The 16730-nt window shown below is 47.8% G+C and carries 13 protein-coding genes and 1 pseudogene; 12 read left to right on the top strand and 2 right to left on the bottom strand.

Annotation, left to right across the window (positions count from 1 at the left end):
- Nucleotides 1-52: 52 nt before the first annotated feature.
- Entirely contained in the window at nt 53-712 is a 660-nt protein-coding gene (ompA, locus tag MPB2EB_RS06120; protein WP_185181465.1) for an outer membrane protein OmpA, read from the bottom strand.
- A gap of 373 nt (nt 713-1085) precedes the next feature.
- Between ompA and gyrA the strand changes: the two genes are divergently transcribed.
- From gyrA to MPB2EB_RS06070, 10 genes are all read left to right on the top strand, one after another.
- Nucleotides 1086-3716: a DNA gyrase subunit A gene (gene gyrA, locus MPB2EB_RS06115; RefSeq protein WP_185181464.1), complete on the top strand. Its 2631-nt coding sequence runs from the start codon at nt 1086-1088 to the stop codon at nt 3714-3716.
- A 3-nt stretch (nt 3717-3719) separates the two neighbouring features.
- Complete coding sequence (locus MPB2EB_RS06110) at nt 3720-4370, top strand: DUF2059 domain-containing protein (RefSeq protein ID WP_185181463.1); 651 nt, start codon at nt 3720-3722, stop codon at nt 4368-4370.
- 236 nt (nt 4371-4606) lie between these two features.
- Entirely contained in the window at nt 4607-5710 is a 1104-nt protein-coding gene (gene serC / locus MPB2EB_RS06105) for a 3-phosphoserine/phosphohydroxythreonine transaminase (RefSeq protein WP_185181462.1), read from the top strand.
- Nucleotides 5711-5783: 73 nt separating this feature from the next.
- The gene (gene pheA / locus MPB2EB_RS06100; protein WP_185181461.1) at nt 5784-6863 is read left to right on the top strand and encodes a prephenate dehydratase; all 1080 of its coding nucleotides are present in this window, start codon (nt 5784-5786) and stop codon (nt 6861-6863) included.
- A 1-nt stretch (nt 6864) separates the two neighbouring features.
- On the top strand, nt 6865-7821 hold the full coding sequence (locus tag MPB2EB_RS06095) for a prephenate dehydrogenase/arogenate dehydrogenase family protein (RefSeq protein WP_185181460.1): 957 nt from the start codon (nt 6865-6867) through the stop codon (nt 7819-7821).
- Nucleotides 7808-9121 (top strand): 3-phosphoshikimate 1-carboxyvinyltransferase, encoded by a 1314-nt coding sequence (aroA, locus tag MPB2EB_RS06090; protein WP_185181459.1) that lies wholly within the window; start codon nt 7808-7810, stop codon nt 9119-9121. Before MPB2EB_RS06095 ends, aroA begins: the two co-directional genes overlap by 14 nt.
- A complete protein-coding gene (cmk, locus tag MPB2EB_RS06085) occupies nt 9118-9846 on the top strand; it encodes a (d)CMP kinase (protein ID WP_185181458.1) in 729 nt (242 codons plus the stop codon). Before aroA ends, cmk begins: the two co-directional genes overlap by 4 nt.
- Nucleotides 9847-9992: 146 nt before the next feature.
- Complete coding sequence (rpsA, locus tag MPB2EB_RS06080) at nt 9993-11699, top strand: 30S ribosomal protein S1 (protein ID WP_185181457.1); 1707 nt, start codon at nt 9993-9995, stop codon at nt 11697-11699.
- Between the two features lie 6 nt (nt 11700-11705).
- Complete coding sequence (locus MPB2EB_RS06075; RefSeq protein WP_185181456.1) at nt 11706-11984, top strand: integration host factor subunit beta; 279 nt, start codon at nt 11706-11708, stop codon at nt 11982-11984.
- Between the two features lie 154 nt (nt 11985-12138).
- Nucleotides 12139-13419, top strand: coding sequence for a hypothetical protein (locus tag MPB2EB_RS06070; protein ID WP_232534423.1), 1281 nt, complete (start codon nt 12139-12141; stop codon nt 13417-13419).
- A 256-nt stretch (nt 13420-13675) separates the two neighbouring features.
- On the opposite strand, the pseudogene MPB2EB_RS06060 reads toward MPB2EB_RS06070, so the two are convergent.
- Nucleotides 13676-13860, bottom strand: a pseudogene (locus MPB2EB_RS06060) (IS3 family transposase); the annotation flags it as partial.
- Nucleotides 13861-13950: 90 nt separating this feature from the next.
- On the opposite strand from MPB2EB_RS06060, the gene MPB2EB_RS06055 reads away from it, so the two are divergent.
- Nucleotides 13951-15672, top strand: a complete 1722-nt coding sequence (locus tag MPB2EB_RS06055; RefSeq protein ID WP_185181454.1) for an F-box-like domain-containing protein — start codon at nt 13951-13953, stop codon at nt 15670-15672.
- Between the two features lie 767 nt (nt 15673-16439).
- Nucleotides 16440-16730, top strand: coding sequence for a lipopolysaccharide assembly LapA domain-containing protein (locus MPB2EB_RS06050; protein ID WP_185181453.1), 291 nt, complete (start codon nt 16440-16442; stop codon nt 16728-16730).

Genomic DNA, 16730 nt, shown 5'->3' with positions numbered 1-16730 from the left:
TAAAAAAAAGCCCTGCAGCAGCAGGGCCTTCGCATCACATATACAGCTTAGTTTAATAAGCAGGCTGATTAGCTTGCTCGGTTACGGTGCCTACCACTTCAATTTCAACGCGGCGGTTTGGAGCCAAACAGGCGATCAAATCCTTCCGCTTCTTTTGGTGGCAATCGGTCACTACAGGATTGCGTTTGCCTTTAGCTTCCGTGTAAATCCGATTGGCATCAACGCCTTGACTTGCCAAATAGTTTTTAACGGCTTGAGCCCGTTTCATTGAAAGCTGGTCATTGTAATGTTCCTTACCGAGTTTATCAGTATGGCCAGTTGCAACAATGACTTCAAGGTTAAGGCCTCGGACCTTTTGCACGAGTGTATCCAATTCGACTTTGCCGTTTGCTTTGAGCTCTGATTTGTCAAAATCAAACAGTGCATCCGCCTGATACGTTACTTTTTGGCTAGTAATTTTCGGCACGACAGGGGGGGTCTCAGTCGCTTGAACGACCAGCGCACCATCGCATTTTGGATTAGCGGTGGTTGGCGTCCAAGATGTACTGCGCCAGCACAGCTCATTGGAGCCATTAGTCCACACATATTCTTGGCTGCCATTGGCCCAATTGTCGGTGCTTGTTTGTTGCGAGAGCGACACCGATTGTGCCGAGGCGGATGCAGCGAAAGCTGCAATAGCTGCGATGAAAGCGAGCTTGGATAGTTTGTTCATATTTCTCCTCTCGAATTTGAGATTATCGCAGGTTTGCTGCGCGTCTGATGATTTGAAAAATGATGCTCGCAGGATGGCATTGAAAGCAAGTGAAAAATACTCAATAAATTGCACTGCAATGTCTGTTTGCGCATAACTATTCTGCCATATTGCACTCTTCAGTCGGTGAAGATTCCTTCTAAAGCGGACGGTGATTATGCAATTGTGGCAGGCACGCAACAGGTGGGTGAGGGTAACTGGGCTTGGACAAAGAGCTGCGCATGCTAAAATTACGCGTTTTTCATCTGTAACTTGGCTCTTGATACAGCCCCTTATTCTTTAAGGCAGTAGCCGTTAGCGCGGCTTCTTGCCGTAGAACCAACTAGCCTGATACATGGATCAATTCGCCAAAGAGACTTTACCCATCTCACTCGAAGAGGAAATGCGTCGTTCTTACCTCGATTACGCGATGAGCGTGATTGTAGGACGCGCGCTGCCTAGTGTGTATGATGGCCTTAAGCCAGTGCATCGGCGTGTGTTGTATTCAATGCACGAGCTGAATAATGACTGGAATCGTGCGTATAAAAAATCCGCCAGAATTGTCGGGGATGTCATCGGTAAATATCACCCGCATGGCGACGCAGCAGTCTACGGCACGATTGTGCGCATGGCGCAAGACTTTTCGTTACGTTACATGCTGATTGACGGTCAAGGTAATTTTGGTTCGGTTGATGGGGATAACCCCGCCGCGATGCGTTATACCGAAATTCGGATGGCTAAGATCGGCCATGAATTGTTGGCAGACCTGGATAAAGAAACCGTCGATTTCGAGCCGAATTATGATGGCAGCGAAAATGAGCCGGTGGTGCTGCCCGCGCGGATGCCGAATCTACTGGTTAATGGCTCGTCAGGGATTGCGGTTGGGATGGCAACGAATATCCCGCCTCATAATTTGAATGAAGTGGTGGATGCTTGCCATTTGCTGCTGGACCGTCCTGAGTCTTCGATCGACGACCTAATCGAGATTATCCCAGCGCCTGATTTTCCAACGGCTGGCATTATTTACGGTATTGCTGGGGTACGTGATGGCTATCGTACCGGCCGCGGCCGTGTGGTGATGCGAGCTAAAACGCATTTTGAGGAAATCGATCGTGGCCAACGTAGCGCGATCATCATTGACGAGCTACCGTATCAGGTCAATAAACGGATGTTGCTTGAGCGCATTGCTGAGTTAGTGCATGAAAAGCGGCTTGAGGGCATTTCCGATATTCGGGATGAATCAGACAAGAGCGGCATGCGAGCTGTGATTGAGCTCAAACGGGGTGAAGTGCCAGAAGTGGTGCTGAACAACCTGTACAAAAATACCCAGTTGCAAGACACCTTTGGCATGAATATGGTGGCCTTGGTCGATGGTCAGCCAAAGCTCCTGAATCTGAAAGAAATGCTGGTGTGTTTTTTAGCGCATCGGCGAGAGGTGATCACCCGCCGTACGGTATTTGAATTGCGCCGTGCACGTGAGCGTGGGCATGTGTTGGAAGGGCTTGCAGTTGCGTTGGCAAATATTGATGAATTTATTGCGATTATCAAAGCGGCTCCTTCGCCACCGAGCGCGCGGCAAGAATTAATGGTGCGTGCGTGGGATTCGCCACTGGTGCGCGATATGCTATTGCGCGCCGCGAGCGATACGCCTGGCGGTGGCGCCGCGTATCGGCCAGAAAGCTTAAATCCGAGCTTTGGGATGCAATCTGATGGGCTCTACAAATTATCCGATGTGCAGGCGCAGGAAATTCTGCAAATGCGCTTGCAGCGACTGACTGGGCTTGAGCAAGATAAGATTTTGGCAGAGTATCGTGAGATGATGACGCAAATCTCTGATCTGCTGGATATTTTGGCAAAACCGGAGCGGATTCGCACCATTATTAGTGATGAGCTAGCGGCAATTAAAAAAGAATTTGGCGATGCGCGTCGTTCACAGATTGAATTCAATGCAACTGAGCTCAATACGGAAGATTTAATTACGCCGCAAGACATGGTTGTGACGCTGTCGCATAGCGGCTATGTGAAGGCGCAGCCATTATCCGAATATGGTGCGCAAAAACGGGGTGGACGAGGTAAGCAAGCGACTTCGATGAAAGAAGACGATTGGATTGAAACCCTATTTATTGCGAATACGCACGATTATATTCTGTGTTTTTCTAATCATGGCCGAGTATATTGGGTTAAGGTTTATGAGGTGCCACAGGGTTCGCGCAACGCGCGAGGGCGGCCTATCGTTAATATGTTCCCATTGATTGAAGGTGAACGGATTACCGTGGTGCTCCCGGTGAGAGAGTTCTCTGCGGAACGTTATATCTTCATGGCTACCTCGCTTGGCACGGTTAAAAAAACCCCGCTTGAAGCCTTTAGTCGGCCGCTCAAAAAAGGAATTATCGCGGTCAATTTGGATGAAGGCGATTATTTGATTGGCGCGGCGATTACGGATGGTGAGCATGATGTCATGCTTTTTTCAGATAGTGGCAAGGCAGTGCGTTTTAGTGAAAACGATGTGCGGCCGATGGGGCGCGGTACCCGTGGTGTGCGCGGCATGCGGCTAGAAGAGGGGCAGCAGGTCATTGCCTTGCTGGTAGCTGATAATGAGCGTCAGTCTGTATTAACGGCTACTGAAAATGGCTTCGGAAAGCGTACCCCAATTGCTGAATATACGCGTCATGGACGTGGCACTAAAGGGATGATTGCGATTCAAACAACGGAGCGTAATGGCAAAGTGGTCGCCGCCGTATTAGTTGAACCAGAACATGAAATTATGCTGATTACAACGGCGGGGGTATTGATCCGTACGCGTGTTTCAGGCATACGAGAAATGGGCCGGGCAACCCAAGGTGTTACACTTATTAGCCTGGACAAAGGGACCACATTATCGGGGCTGCAACAGGTCGCTGAAACCGAAGCAGAGGAAGATGCGGATACCGAGACCAACCTTGAGGCAGATTCTGGCCTTGACACACAGTTAACTTCTACGGAGTAATACATGCAGATACAATTTAAACAGTGGATGTTGTTAGCCCCTTGGTTTTTGTTGGCGCCGGCTTTTTCTATGGCTCAGCCGCTGTCTATGCAGGGTGAAGCGCCTTCAGCTATGGTTCCCGCAGCAGCGCCGCTTGATCCGGCTCAGCAGGCAGCAATTAAAGATTTGCTGGCGGCAATTGATGCGGATAAGCATGCTACTGCAATTGGCAACAGCGCCCAGATGCAAATGAAGCAGTTAGTGCCGGCGATTTTGTCCGATGCATTGTCAGAGAATAAAAAACTCACTGATGCACAAAAACGTGCAGCCGTTCCACAATTACGGCAAAACGCGTTAGCTAAGCTTGCGGAGCAAGCCGGCCAGCCGTTTACAACCGCGCAATTTCACCAAGATGCGCTGCAAGCACAACGCGATGCTTATGCTAAGTATTACACTACAGATGAAGTTAAAGATTTAACCAAATTCTACAAAAGTAAAACGGGCAGCAAATTTCTACAAGTACAAGACCAAGTGGGTAGTTATGTGCTTAACAGTTTAATGCAGAAATACATGCCACCGTCGGTCCAAGCGACGCGTGAACAAGCTGATAAAGAAATTGAGTTGGTCGCTAAATCGCGTACTCCGCAAAAACCGGCAAACAAGACTACGAAGTAATCCGAGTGATGCGTTTTTAAAAAGAATGGCCGTTTTGCATATCGATGCAAAACGGCCATAATGCATTTAAATCTAGGTCAGATAAGCGCGTTCTTTCCTGCACGTCTTCTCGATGGCGCAAGCATAGGTCAGAAATGATGTGGTTTTGCCTGATACAAATGATGCTGTGTTGTGTAGTTCGGTGCATGATAGCAACGAAAAGATGACCTAAACACCCTTGAATACAAGTCATACAGATGCGCGCCTTTAATTTCTCCGCCGGTCCGGCAGCACTACCCGTTGACGTGTTGCAACAAGCTGCCGATGAGATGCTGGATTGGCAAGGCACGGGTATGAGTGTCATGGAAATGAGCCACCGTAGCCGTGAATTTGAATCGATTCATCAAGCTGCATTGGCGGATTTAGCTGAATTACTCGATCTACCGGCAAATTACCGGCTGCTTTTTTTACAGGGTGGGGCACTTGCCGAAAATGCGTTAGTGCCATTAAATTTGCTTGGCGCGCGTAAAGTGGCGGACTATGTAGTAACGGGAGCTTGGTCGCTTAAATCACAACTGGAGGCGCGCCGTTATTGTGACGTGCACATTGCTGCTACGAATCAAAAAAAAGCACCTCATTCTCACCAAGATAGGGAGCTGATTGGGATTCCCGCGTTTACAGACTGGCAGGTGTCGGCTGATCCGGCCTATCTCCATATCTGCACAAATGAGACTGTGAATGGGGTTGAGTTTTTTGACATCCCGCATTTAGGCGAGGTGCCATTAGTTGCTGATGCTTCATCCCACTTATTATCGCGCCCGTTGGATGTAACCCAATTTGGCGTAATTTACGGGGGGGCGCAGAAAAATATTGGTATCGCTGGAGTGACTTTAGTCATTGTGCGCGAAGATCTGTTAGATCGGGCGCTGGCGATTTGTCCTTCGGCTTTTACATGGAACACTGTTGCCGCACACGACTCAATGTATAACACGCCGCCTACTTATGCGATTTATATCGCGGGTCTAGTTTTCAAATGGCTTAAGCGGCAAGGCGGGCTAGCTGCGATCGAAGCGTGCAATATTGAAAAAGCGCAACGACTTTATCAGACCATTGATGCCAGTGATTTTTATATTAACCGGGTCGAGCCAGCCGCTAGATCACGCATGAATGTGCCATTTTATCTTGCTGATGAAACGCGTAACGATGACTTTTTAGCTGGTGCGCGTGCGCGCGGCTTGCTGCAATTAAAAGGCCACACGTCAGTTGGCGGCATGCGCGCCTCAATTTATAATGCAGTACCGCTTGCGGCAGTATCTGCGCTAGTTGATTATATGCAAGAGTTTGAGCGCCGCCATGCCTAGCAAGGCGCTGCTCACAGAGCTCAAGCTGGAGCCGATGATCTACTTTTTTATTGCCGCTTTATTTTGAGATAGCATGGATGATGAACAGCCGATACTGCAGCCTTTACGCGACCGTATTGATTTGATCGATGAGCAGTTGCTTGGGTTATTAAACCAACGAGCAGAGCTGGCGCTTGAAATCGGCGCGATCAAAAAGCATTTCAAAACGCCGATATTTCGCCCTGAGCGTGAACTATTGGTGTTTACGCGCTTACACGCGCTTAACCAGGGGCCTTTGCAAACGGAGCAGATTGCCGCGATTTGGCGAGAAATCATGGCGGCTAGTCGCTCTCTTGAAAAACCATTCACGGCTGCCTTTCTTGGGCCGGTTGGTACCTATAGCGAAGAGGCTCTATATAAATACAGTGGGTCTGCGGTAGAAACGTTGCCTTGTCCATCGATCGATGAAGTCTTTCGAGCGGTTGAAGCGGGGGCTGCCATGATGGGTATTGTCCCGATTGAAAATTCGACCGAGGGCGCAGTCTCACGCACGCTGGATTTACTTTTAGACTCCTCGCTTAGGCTAACGGGTGAAGTGGTGCTGCCGATCCAACATAATCTATTAACTCGCACGGGTACATTGGCTGGCGTCTCGCGTGTGTGCGCTCATGCGCAAGCGCTGGCGCAATGTCAACATTGGCTGACGCTGCATGCGCCACAGCTTGAGCGGCAAGCGGTGGCGAGCAATGCCGTGGCGGCTCAGTTGGCGGCTGCGGATGCAAGCGTAGCGGCGATTGCTGGTGAGCGCGCTGCGACGCGTTACAATTTAGCCATAGCGCAGGCAATGATTCAAGATGATCCACATAACCGCACGCGCTTTGTGGTGATTGGTGGGCAAGCGTGCGTGCCTACTGGGCACGATCAAACTGCGCTGATCTTAGCGGTAAAAAACGTAGCGGGCGCAGTATTTCGGATGCTCGAGCCTTTGGCGCGCCATGGCGTATCAATGACGCGTTTTGAATCGCGGCCCGCTAAAAGCGGTGCTTGGGAATATTATTTTTATATCGACCTAGCCGGGCATTATGCCGATGCTCCATTAGCTGCCGCGTTTGCAGAATTAGAACAGAGCGCGGCGTTTATTAAAATCTTGGGCTCTTACCCGCGGGCGTATTGATATGTACTCAGACGTGCCTTTTTCTGCTTCTCCTTCAGAGGTTTTACCCGCTAGTGATTTCTCGTTTAAGAAATTAGTGATTGTTGGCGTTGGCTTGATGGGGGGCTCTTTGGCGCGCGCACTACGGCGGGCGCCTACTGAAGCGAGAGGAACCATTGTTGGGGTTGGCCGCACGCTAGATTCTATGACGCGCGCGCTGCAGCTAGGGGTGATTGATCAAGCTGTCGCGTTGTCTGATCGTATGGCATTAAGCCAAGCCTTGTCTGGCGCAGATTTAATTGTCTTGGCTGTGCCTGTGGCGCAAACGGGGGGGGTGCTTGAATGCATTGCACCGCACCTTGAGGCGCACGCGCTAATCACGGATGTGGGCAGTACAAAACTGGATGTGCTGGCTGCCGCGGCGACTGCTTTGGGCGATAAAATCAGTCAGTTTGTGCCAGGTCATCCAATTGCTGGACGTGAGTTAAGCGGTGTTGAGGCAGCGCTAGATACGTTATATGCGAAGCGTAATGTAGTGCTGTGCCCGCAGCCAGAAAATACGGAGTTAGCCTGTGAACGTATCGCAGCAATGTGGCGCTCGGTGGGGGCTAAGATTCATATTATGACGCCAGCGCAGCACGACCAGGTCCTGGCTGCGGTGAGTCATTTGCCGCATTTGCTGGCCTTTGCATTGATTGAGCAGTTGCTTACAATGGGCAACTTAAAGCTTAAATTGGCTCTTGCGGGGAGCGGGTTTCAGGACTTTACTCGGCTGGCCGCCTCAAACTCGGAAATGTGGCGCGATATTTGTCTGGCTAATCGGAGCGCCTTGTTGGCGGAATTAGACGGCTATCTGACAGTGCTAACTCATTTGCGCAGGGCGCTTGAAGAAAGTGATGGCTTAGCCATTGAAGCACTGTTTGAGCGAGCTCGTACAATACGCACACACTGGTCATTATCTAAAAATGAAACATCTTGATTTAGGGCCGTATACCTATGCCGGGGGTACGGTGCAGTTACCAGGCTCCAAAAGCATCTCAAACCGCGCGCTTTTGCTAGCGGCGCTGGCCTCTGGAAAAACCGTTATCGCTAATCTGCTAGAGGCGGATGATACGCGCGTGATGTTAGATGCATTAACTCAACTTGGCGTGCATTACGTACGGCAAGGCCAAGATTATCTAATCGACGGGGTAGGCGGCACGTTTCCCGTCAGAAAAGCTCAGCTTTTTCTGGGTAATGCGGGTACTGCGGTGCGGTTGTTAAGCGCCGCGCTCGCGTTGCAAGCCGGAGAGGGGAGTGCGTATCAGATTTTAGGCGTACCGCGTATGCACGAAAGGCCGATTGGGGATTTAGTGGATAGTTTGCAAGAGCTAGGCGCATCGATTACCTATTCTGGGCGGGCGGGTTTTCCGCCATTGCTGATTGAGCGTATGCAGCAAAGCGCACCTCCGCAGCAACTCTACGTGCGCGGCGATGTGTCAAGCCAATTCTTAAGCGCTCTGCTCATGGCGCTCCCGCTGCTGCCAGCGGCGACGCGGCGCGCCATGCTCAAAATTGACGGAGACTTGATTTCAAAGCCCTATATTGATCTTACGATGACTCTGATGGCGCGCTTTGGTGTGCCAGTAGAGCGTGAGGGCTGGCATCATTTCACTCTTGCCACAAATTCCTCCTATCAAGCGCCGGGCCATATAACGGTTGAAGGGGATGCTTCATCGGCCTCTTATTTTTTGGCGGCTGGCGCCGTGGGCGGAGGGCCGTTGCGAGTGATTGGGGTAGGGCGCGCAAGTATCCAAGGCGATATTGGCTTTGCTGATGTGTTGACGCAGATGGGCGCAAATGTAACCATGGGGCCGGACTGGATCGAAGTCAGTGGTGTTGCAAATAGCCAACGCCGGCTTAAAGCCATTGATATGGACTGTAATTTAATCCCTGATGCTGCGATGACAATCGCAGTGCTGGCTCTTTTTGCTGAAGGGACTAGCATATTGCGTAATATTGCAAGTTGGCGGGTCAAAGAAACGGATCGTTTAGCCGCGATGGCGACTGAACTGCGGAAGCTGGGCGCGGTAATTGAGGTGGGGGCGGATTTTTTGCGTATTACGCCGCCGGCTACGCTAAGCGCAGGGGCGGTGATTGATACGTACGATGATCACCGCATGGCTATGTGCTTTTCGCTCGTGAGTTTGGCTGGGGTGCCGCTGAGAATTAATGATCCAAATTGTGTGGCCAAAACATTTCCTGACTATTTTGAGCGCTTTGCCGCAATTGTGCGATGACGACAGTTAGAGAACATGCAAAACAGCATACAAAACTGCACGCACCTGTCATCTCGATTGATGGACCAACGGCGTCCGGCAAGGGGACTGTAGCGCAGCAAGTGGCGCAGCGTTTAGGCTTTCATTATCTTGATAGTGGCGCACTGTATCGGTTGCTGGCTTTGGCGAGTCTGCGGCGCCAGTTAGCGGTACGGGATGTGGCTGCTCTGACGCTATTAGCGCGCGAACTGCATATTGTATTTAAAGACGGATATGTAAAGCTCGATGGCGTTAAGGTATCTAATGAAATCCGCGCGGAAGAAATTGGCAATCGTGCTTCTGAAATTGCCACGCACGCACCGGTGAGAATCGCGTTACTTGCCCGGCAGCGGGCTTTTCGCACATTGCCGGGTCTCGTGGCAGATGGTCGTGATATGGGTACGGTGGTTTTTCCAGACGCAAATTTAAAGGTTTTTCTGACGGCAAGCGTTGAGGCGCGCGCGCAAAGGCGCTATAAACAATTGATAGAGAAAGGTTTTCCTGCTAGTATAGAAACCCTTTCGCAAGACTTGGCTAAGCGCGATGCGCGTGATATACAGCGCGTGAGTGCGCCGCTTAAGCCTGCTAAAGATGCGAAAATACTCGATACGTCCAATCTTTGTGTGGAACAAGTGGTTGGTAAAATATTCGAGTGGTTCGTTGCATTATCGATCCCTGTGTCGCAGCACGCCCATGCGGGTGCATAGGCAGATTGCCATAGGGCGCGGTGATGCTTAGGTTGGTTGCTTTTTGAAAACTTGAAAAGAGCAGCTTGGTGATTAACTTTTAACCCCGCGCACAGTTTTGCCGTAAGTAACTATACCAATATAGTGTGCGTAGTCCTCTTAATTTTATGTCCGATTTACAAACCCCAACCTCTACCCCTCTTACCGAATCCTTCGCCGCGCTGTTTGAAGAATCACTCGCTCGCCAGGATATGCGCGCGGGTGAAGTGATTTCCGCCGAAGTGGTGCGTTTTGACCATAATTTTGTGGTCGTTAATGCCGGTCTCAAATCTGAAGCCTATATTCCAGTTGATGAATTTTTAAATGATCAAGGCGAACTTGAAGCTCAAGTAGGCGATTTTGTTTCAGTCGCAATCGATGCACTGGAAAACGGTTATGGCGACACAGTTTTATCGCGTGATAAAGCTAAGCGCCTTGCTTCTTGGCTCTCGCTTGAAAAAGCGCTGGACGATGCCGCGCTGGTCACTGGCACAATTACCGGTAAGGTTAAAGGTGGTTTGACGGTTATGGTAAACGGCATTCGTGCCTTTTTGCCAGGTTCATTGATTGATACGCGTCCAGTTAAAGACACCACGCCTTATGAGGGTACGACAACTGAGTTTCGTGTTATTAAATTAGATCGCAAGCGCAATAATGTGGTGCTATCGCGTCGCGCTGTGATTGAAGCCTCACAAGGCGAAGAGCGCGCGAAACTGCTAGAAACGCTCCAAGAAGGCGCAGTGATTGAAGGCGTAGTTAAAAATATTACCGACTACGGCGCATTCGTTGATTTGGGCGGCATTGATGGATTATTGCATATCACTGATATTGCTTGGCGGCGTGTGCGTCATCCAAGTGAAGCGCTGACTGTAGGCCAAACGATCACAGCCAAGATTCTCAAATTTGATCAAGAAAAGAACCGTGTTTCGCTAGGGGTTAAGCAGCTCGGTGGCGATCCATGGGAAGGCATTGCGCGCCGTTATCCATCTAGCACGCGTTTGTTTGGTAAAGTCACTAATATTACCGACTATGGCGCATTTGTTGAAGTTGAATCCGGCATTGAAGGTTTAGTGCATGTGTCCGAGATGGACTGGACGAATAAAAACGTTGCTCCGGGTAAAGCCGTACAATTGGGTGACGAGGTTGAAGTGATGGTGCTTGAGATTGACGAAGACCGTCGCCGTATTAGCCTTGGCATGAAACAATGCAAACCTAATCCATGGGATGATTTTAGCCGTAACTACAAAAAAGGCGACAAAATCTCAGGCGCGATTAAATCCATCACTGATTTTGGTGTATTTATTGGCTTGCCTGGCGCGATCGACGGTTTAGTGCACTTGTCTGACCTGTCATGGAATGAAGCCGCCGAAGAAGCCGTGCGCAAATTTAAGAAAGGCGACGAGGTTGAGGCCGTGGTCTTAGGTATCGATGTTGAAAAAGAACGCATTTCACTCGGTATTAAGCAGCTTGAAGGCGATTCATTTAATAACTATGTTGCAGTGCATGACAAAGGTTCAGTCGTGCAAGGCACAGTTAAATCAGTGGACGCTAAAGGCGCTGTGGTGGCGCTGGCAACGGATGTCGATGCATATTTGCGTGCTTCTGAGATTGGCCGCGATCGAGTTGAAGACGCGCGCACTGTGTTTAAAGAAGGCGATGCGGTTGATGCGATGGTCATTAATATTGACCGTAAAGCGCGTAGCATTAATCTATCAATTAAAGCAAAAGATGCCGGCGTACCGCCTGATTTAAACCAACGTGATAGTGCAGCAGCAAGCGGGACCACCAATCTTGGTGCATTGCTTAAAGCCAAGCTGGATAGTCAGAACCAATAAGCGGGCATGACCAGATCTGAATTGGTCGCGCAACTCGCTGCGCGCTTTCCGTTACTTGTGCTTAAAGACACGAGCTTGGCGGTAAGCGCGTTACTCGATGCGATGTCTAGAGCGCTGGCTCAAGGCTATCGCATCGAGATTCGTGGTTTTGGTAGTTTTTCTGTTAATCGTCGTCACCCAAGAGTTGGTCGCAATCCAAAGTCAGGCGAGAAAGTCTTAGTGCAAGGGAAATACGCACCGCACTTTAAACCAGGCAAAGCATTGCGTGAGCAAGTGGATCGCTGAGTGCGCGAAGCTCTCTCCTCTCATTCGATTTCCCTATTAAATAAATAATTATAATCAATTTCTAATTTTAATTAGAAAAATCTATAATAATCCTCATAGCGTATAAACATATGCGCGGTAGTGAGTAGTTTTTCTCTCAGGAAAATTTGTGCAGATGCGCGAACTGGGCTGTGGAAAAGCACTCAAAGGGTTAGATTTTTCTTTTTTTAAGGTGATTGTGATGATAGGCGGATGTAGAAGTAAAAGAGGTCAGTGTCCTACTATAGTGGAGGAGAGCGAGTTAATTCAACGGACGCCTATATCTTTAACCAGACCCTCGCCAACTGCCTCCCAATTAGTACGTTTTGGAAATCTTGCACGCAATAGACCCTATGCTCCCCCATCAAATGAATGGATATTAATAAGTTCCGCATCGGCAAGAGTGAAACAAAGACGATTGCCTAAGTCAATCGAGCCTAAGCCTTTTGCAACGGTACTTCTGGGCTCATTAGAACCAGTAGGTTCGGTGCAAAACCAAAACCTTCTTGACCATAATATGAATAGCTGTGGCTCAAAGTTTACAGTTAAAGGGCCTTTATATGAGCAGCCAGCCTGCGTGGCTAGGCAGGTAGATTCGGCAGGATGCCAAACGAAAGTTTCATACAGACAAAAAGTAGGGCTGATTTTCGATCAGGCACAGCGTAAAATTTTAGGGAGAGATAAACAAAAATTTCATACGAGTAGTAAGAATAAAGTGAATATGAAACAAGCTCCTATTTCACATATCGGAATATCTTCAATAGATATTAGCCGGGGCGATGCTGATCTAAAACAGCTACGCCAGCAGCGATCTATCGAATGCGCATTAGTAGGGATTAATAAATTATTTACTACGGATGCAGATGGTGTATCCAATATACAAAAATTTCAGGAGTGGCTACAAAAGCAAGATATAGAAAGTGTAGCAAAGCTTAAAAAAAATGCAGATGCAAGTGGATTTATGCGCTCTTTTACTACTGCGCTAAAACTAGGTATAACTCTTTTAGAACAAAAAGAAACAAATTTTCCACAAAGTGAGAGGCAAGATGCGTTAGTAGAAATCGCGGAATTTTACAGAGAAAATCAAAAAAAACTTGTGCCGCTTGGTGATGGAAGTACCTATAGCGAAGAGTTTTTTAAAGGTTTGGTTAAGGATAAAAATAGCATTCGTGAAATAATGATTTTGATTAGAAAGGGTGTTGAACTGTTTCGGCCATTTTCGCAAGCTGAAGATATAGATGGGGTCCTACCTGAAAAAGAAGAGATTGACGCTATGTGGCTTCGCATGGATATAAATCCTTTATCTGCTGCGGAAAAAATATGGCTTGCAGAAACTCCAGAAAAGTCCCATTCATTCAAGCTCAAAAAAGGTATGTCTCGCCAGCCAATGACGAGCTCTCATTCCCTTAGATACTAATATGTAATCGTTATCAAAAAATCAGGGTCTAAAACGAAATAGCGGATAGGCTCGCCAAGCCTCCTTGTATCATTCTTTCTGCGATGGTTAGCTTTCCGGCAAAATCATTTTTCAGTTGTTCGATTGAAGAATAGAGTTTTCGTCGGAATGCGACCTGGTAAAACTCTTGCAGGATAGTTTTATGAAATCGCTCGAAAATTCCATGGGTCTTCGGGTGTCGAACCTTGGTCTTGGTGTGCTCAATGTCATTGAGATAGAGCCAATTTTCTAAGGATCGTTTTGCTTGATAACAGTAGCACGTCTGACTAATTCCAAATACCTCGCAGGCAAGCTGGATACTTACCACTTTTTTTGCATGGCTTCCTGAATGATTTCTGACTTCAATCTTTCTTCTGCATACATCTTCTTTAAACGACGATTTTCTTCTTCAACATCCTTCAACAATAAGATACAGCCAAGCGTGATAGTCTTGTATAAGAGTACGCTACTCCACTATAATTAGCTGCCTCTGACTTACTTTTAGGAAACTGCATGACTACCCCGATAAGCAACGCGCACCATGCGCACTACTCTAACTCTGCGATAGCTAGAATCCAGCCTGTCTCTCAAGATGATACGTTAGCAGCCCGCTCTTCGGAGGCAACGGGATCTGATTCAACAAGTGGTGGAGAAGCTCTGGCCAAAAAGTGCCCACCAGAAATATTACTCAACATTTTTAACAGGCTTCCTTTGAAGGATATAAAAGAAGCAAATCAAGTCTGTAGAAGTTGGGAAATAGCAGCGAGAGAAAGGATTAACATCGTAGTCAAGGTAGAGGCTGACAAAGTCTTAACAGAGGCGCAAGATTCATTGATGAGGCCAGATGCATTTAGGCCAGGAAGAGAATTTGATATCGAAATCAAATGTGGTCATCTTGCTTTCTTGAACACGTCTAAATCAACGCTCAATTGGGAAAATATAGCGCCTAATGAAGGGGCAAAAAGTTTAAATCTTTCCTTTCATGTTGAGCCTTCAAATTTTACGGGTAAAGAATTCGCTTCTTTGCTAAAAAAATTCCCTAATCTGGAAAAGTTAACCTTTCGTGGCTGTAGCTCTCGCACTTTTAACTCGGACGATGCGCTGTCCACTCTCGAAAATATAAAAGAATTAGACTTTTCTAATAGTGGTGAGCTCACCGCCGAGATACTCACTGTTTTTCTAAAAAAATGCCCCAAACTGGAAAAATTAAAACTTAGTGGCTGCCGCGAGCTCAGGCTTGATTTGATAGATATTTCGCTTGAAAATTTAAAAGAATTAGACCTTTCTAATGATAATTTGGGTTTCGCTGGCAATAATTTGAATCTCACCGGCAAGCAGTTCGTTGCTTTGCTACGAAAATACCCCAAACTGGAAAAATTAAGCCTTAGTGGCTGTCGTGATTTCGAGTTTGATTGGGTAGATAAGTTGTCCTTTTTTGAGGGGCTCGTTTTTCAAAATTTAAAAGAATTAGACCTTTCTCGTAATAAGCACACCGACGAGCAGTTCGTTGCTTTGTCACAAAAATTTCCCAAACTGGAAAAGTTATACATTGCTGGCTGTTCCTCTCTCACATTTGATTCGATAGATACGTGGCCCGTTTTTGGAAATGTAACAGAGTTAAGCCTTGCTTCTAATCCTCAGCTCACCGACGAGCAGTTCGTTGCTTTGCGACAAAAATTCCCCAAACTGGAAAAGTTAAACATTAGTGAGACTAGTCTCACGTTTGATTCGTGGCCCACTCTCGAGAATGTAACAGAATTAAACTTTGCTCGTAGTCGTCAGCTCACTAACGAGCAGCTCGTTGCTTTGCCACAAAAATTCCCCAAACTGGAAAAGTTATACATTAGTGGGTGTCCCGGTCTCGGGTCTGATTGGTTGGATGCGTGGCCCACTCTCATCAATGTAAAAGAATTAGGCTTTTGGGATAATAAGCAGCAGCTCACCGACGAGCAGCTCGTTGCTTGGTTACAAAAATTCCCCAATCTGGAAAAGTTAAGCCTTGGTCATTGTCCCGGTCTCAAGTTTGGTTCGGTGTATGCGTGGCCCACTCTCAAAAATTTAAAAAAATTAGACTTTGTTCGTGATCGCCTGCTCAGCGACGGGCAGCTCGTTGCTTTACTACAAAAACTCCCCAATTTGGAGCGACTCAATGGTAAAGACCCTGAGGTTTTTAAGTACAGTGGCGGCACTAGAATCCAACTGGACAGGGGCTTGGTATTGCGGAGAGGCATGTAGTCGCTATCGGTTATAAAATCCTTTAATCTACCAGTTCACAATATCAAGTATCAAGGCGAGCGCATGCTATAGCATGCGCTCGCCTTGAGGAATTTAAAAAAGCTTTACATAGGCGCATTGAGTATCCCAACAGTTTGCTTTCCAGCTCATGGATTGAACGAAGCCCTGAGAAGCCAGTAAGCGGCGAGATTTCTCACTGGCGTACTGAGATTGTAGAAGAACCTGTCGGCGGTTTTTGTTGTTACGCAACGTATCACACACAAGTAGGGCCTTCATGCGTCACTCATTGACTTGCCTACAATACGCCGATTCGCCAGATCGAGCACGCAGGCCTCGCATGGAGGGCTGCACTTGTTTATCAAGCGTTTCATTGGCTAAAGTTCGAGGGCTAGGGGCACGTGTGCATCATGAGTGAAGTCGCTACGAGAAACGTGCAAGCCGGCACATACGCAAAACCGGGTACAGAAGCGATGTATTTCAATCCAGGCGGACTTCACCGCAACCCCCGCGCGAAATACGCCCCCGCTTTTTTGAATATTTCATTATCCAGTTGTCACGACGCCTAGGCTTTTTTTAGTTCTCGCAACTCTACTTCTCGCTCTCCAGATGGTCGTTTAGCTGATACGCTCAATTTCCCTCTGTGATTAAATATTTTTATGCCCTCCGGCTAGTAGTTGCTTCGTTTATAATACGCTTTTGCTTCCTGCGCTGATAGGCGATTAAAGCCTTTCCGTTTTCCTGATCGAAGCATTCATGGGCTTATTTGCATGCGCTTTCTAGTTTGGTTGGTTCGTCTTCTTGTGTTTGCAGTAATGTTGTTATTGGCACTGGCTAATACGCAAACCGTAATCTTGAATTTTTTTGCGGGATATAGTTGGCAAGCACCTTTAATTACGATTGGGTTTGCTTTCTTTGCCGTAGGTGTATGCGCTGGATTACTTTTTACGCTTCCTACAAATTTTCACCGGCAATTTGAAATTGGGCGCCTTAAGCGTGAGCTCAAGCGTGTACGTGAACTACCGAATGCGCGTGATGAATTGCCGTCGCCATTGATCTAA

It is taken from the genome of Mycoavidus sp. B2-EB, assembly GCF_014218255.1.
GTDB lineage: Bacteria > Pseudomonadota > Gammaproteobacteria > Burkholderiales > Burkholderiaceae > Mycoavidus.
This window is presented reverse-complemented; position numbering and strand designations above follow the sequence as displayed.

Coding starts and splice junctions, on each gene's coding strand:
- ompA (WP_185181465.1), bottom strand. CDS start 712: ATGAACAAACTATCCAAGCTCGCTTTCATCGCAGCTATTGCAGCTTTC.
- gyrA (WP_185181464.1), top strand. CDS start 1,086: ATGGATCAATTCGCCAAAGAGACTTTACCCATCTCACTCGAAGAGGAA.
- MPB2EB_RS06110 (WP_185181463.1), top strand. CDS start 3,720: ATGCAGATACAATTTAAACAGTGGATGTTGTTAGCCCCTTGGTTTTTG.
- serC (WP_185181462.1), top strand. CDS start 4,607: ATGCGCGCCTTTAATTTCTCCGCCGGTCCGGCAGCACTACCCGTTGAC.
- pheA (WP_185181461.1), top strand. CDS start 5,784: ATGGATGATGAACAGCCGATACTGCAGCCTTTACGCGACCGTATTGAT.
- MPB2EB_RS06095 (WP_185181460.1), top strand. CDS start 6,865: ATGTACTCAGACGTGCCTTTTTCTGCTTCTCCTTCAGAGGTTTTACCC.
- aroA (WP_185181459.1), top strand. CDS start 7,808: ATGAAACATCTTGATTTAGGGCCGTATACCTATGCCGGGGGTACGGTG.
- cmk (WP_185181458.1), top strand. CDS start 9,118: ATGACGACAGTTAGAGAACATGCAAAACAGCATACAAAACTGCACGCA.
- rpsA (WP_185181457.1), top strand. CDS start 9,993: ATGTCCGATTTACAAACCCCAACCTCTACCCCTCTTACCGAATCCTTC.
- MPB2EB_RS06075 (WP_185181456.1), top strand. CDS start 11,706: ATGACCAGATCTGAATTGGTCGCGCAACTCGCTGCGCGCTTTCCGTTA.
- MPB2EB_RS06070 (WP_232534423.1), top strand. CDS start 12,139: ATGCGCGAACTGGGCTGTGGAAAAGCACTCAAAGGGTTAGATTTTTCT.
- MPB2EB_RS06055 (WP_185181454.1), top strand. CDS start 13,951: ATGACTACCCCGATAAGCAACGCGCACCATGCGCACTACTCTAACTCT.
- MPB2EB_RS06050 (WP_185181453.1), top strand. CDS start 16,440: ATGCGCTTTCTAGTTTGGTTGGTTCGTCTTCTTGTGTTTGCAGTAATG.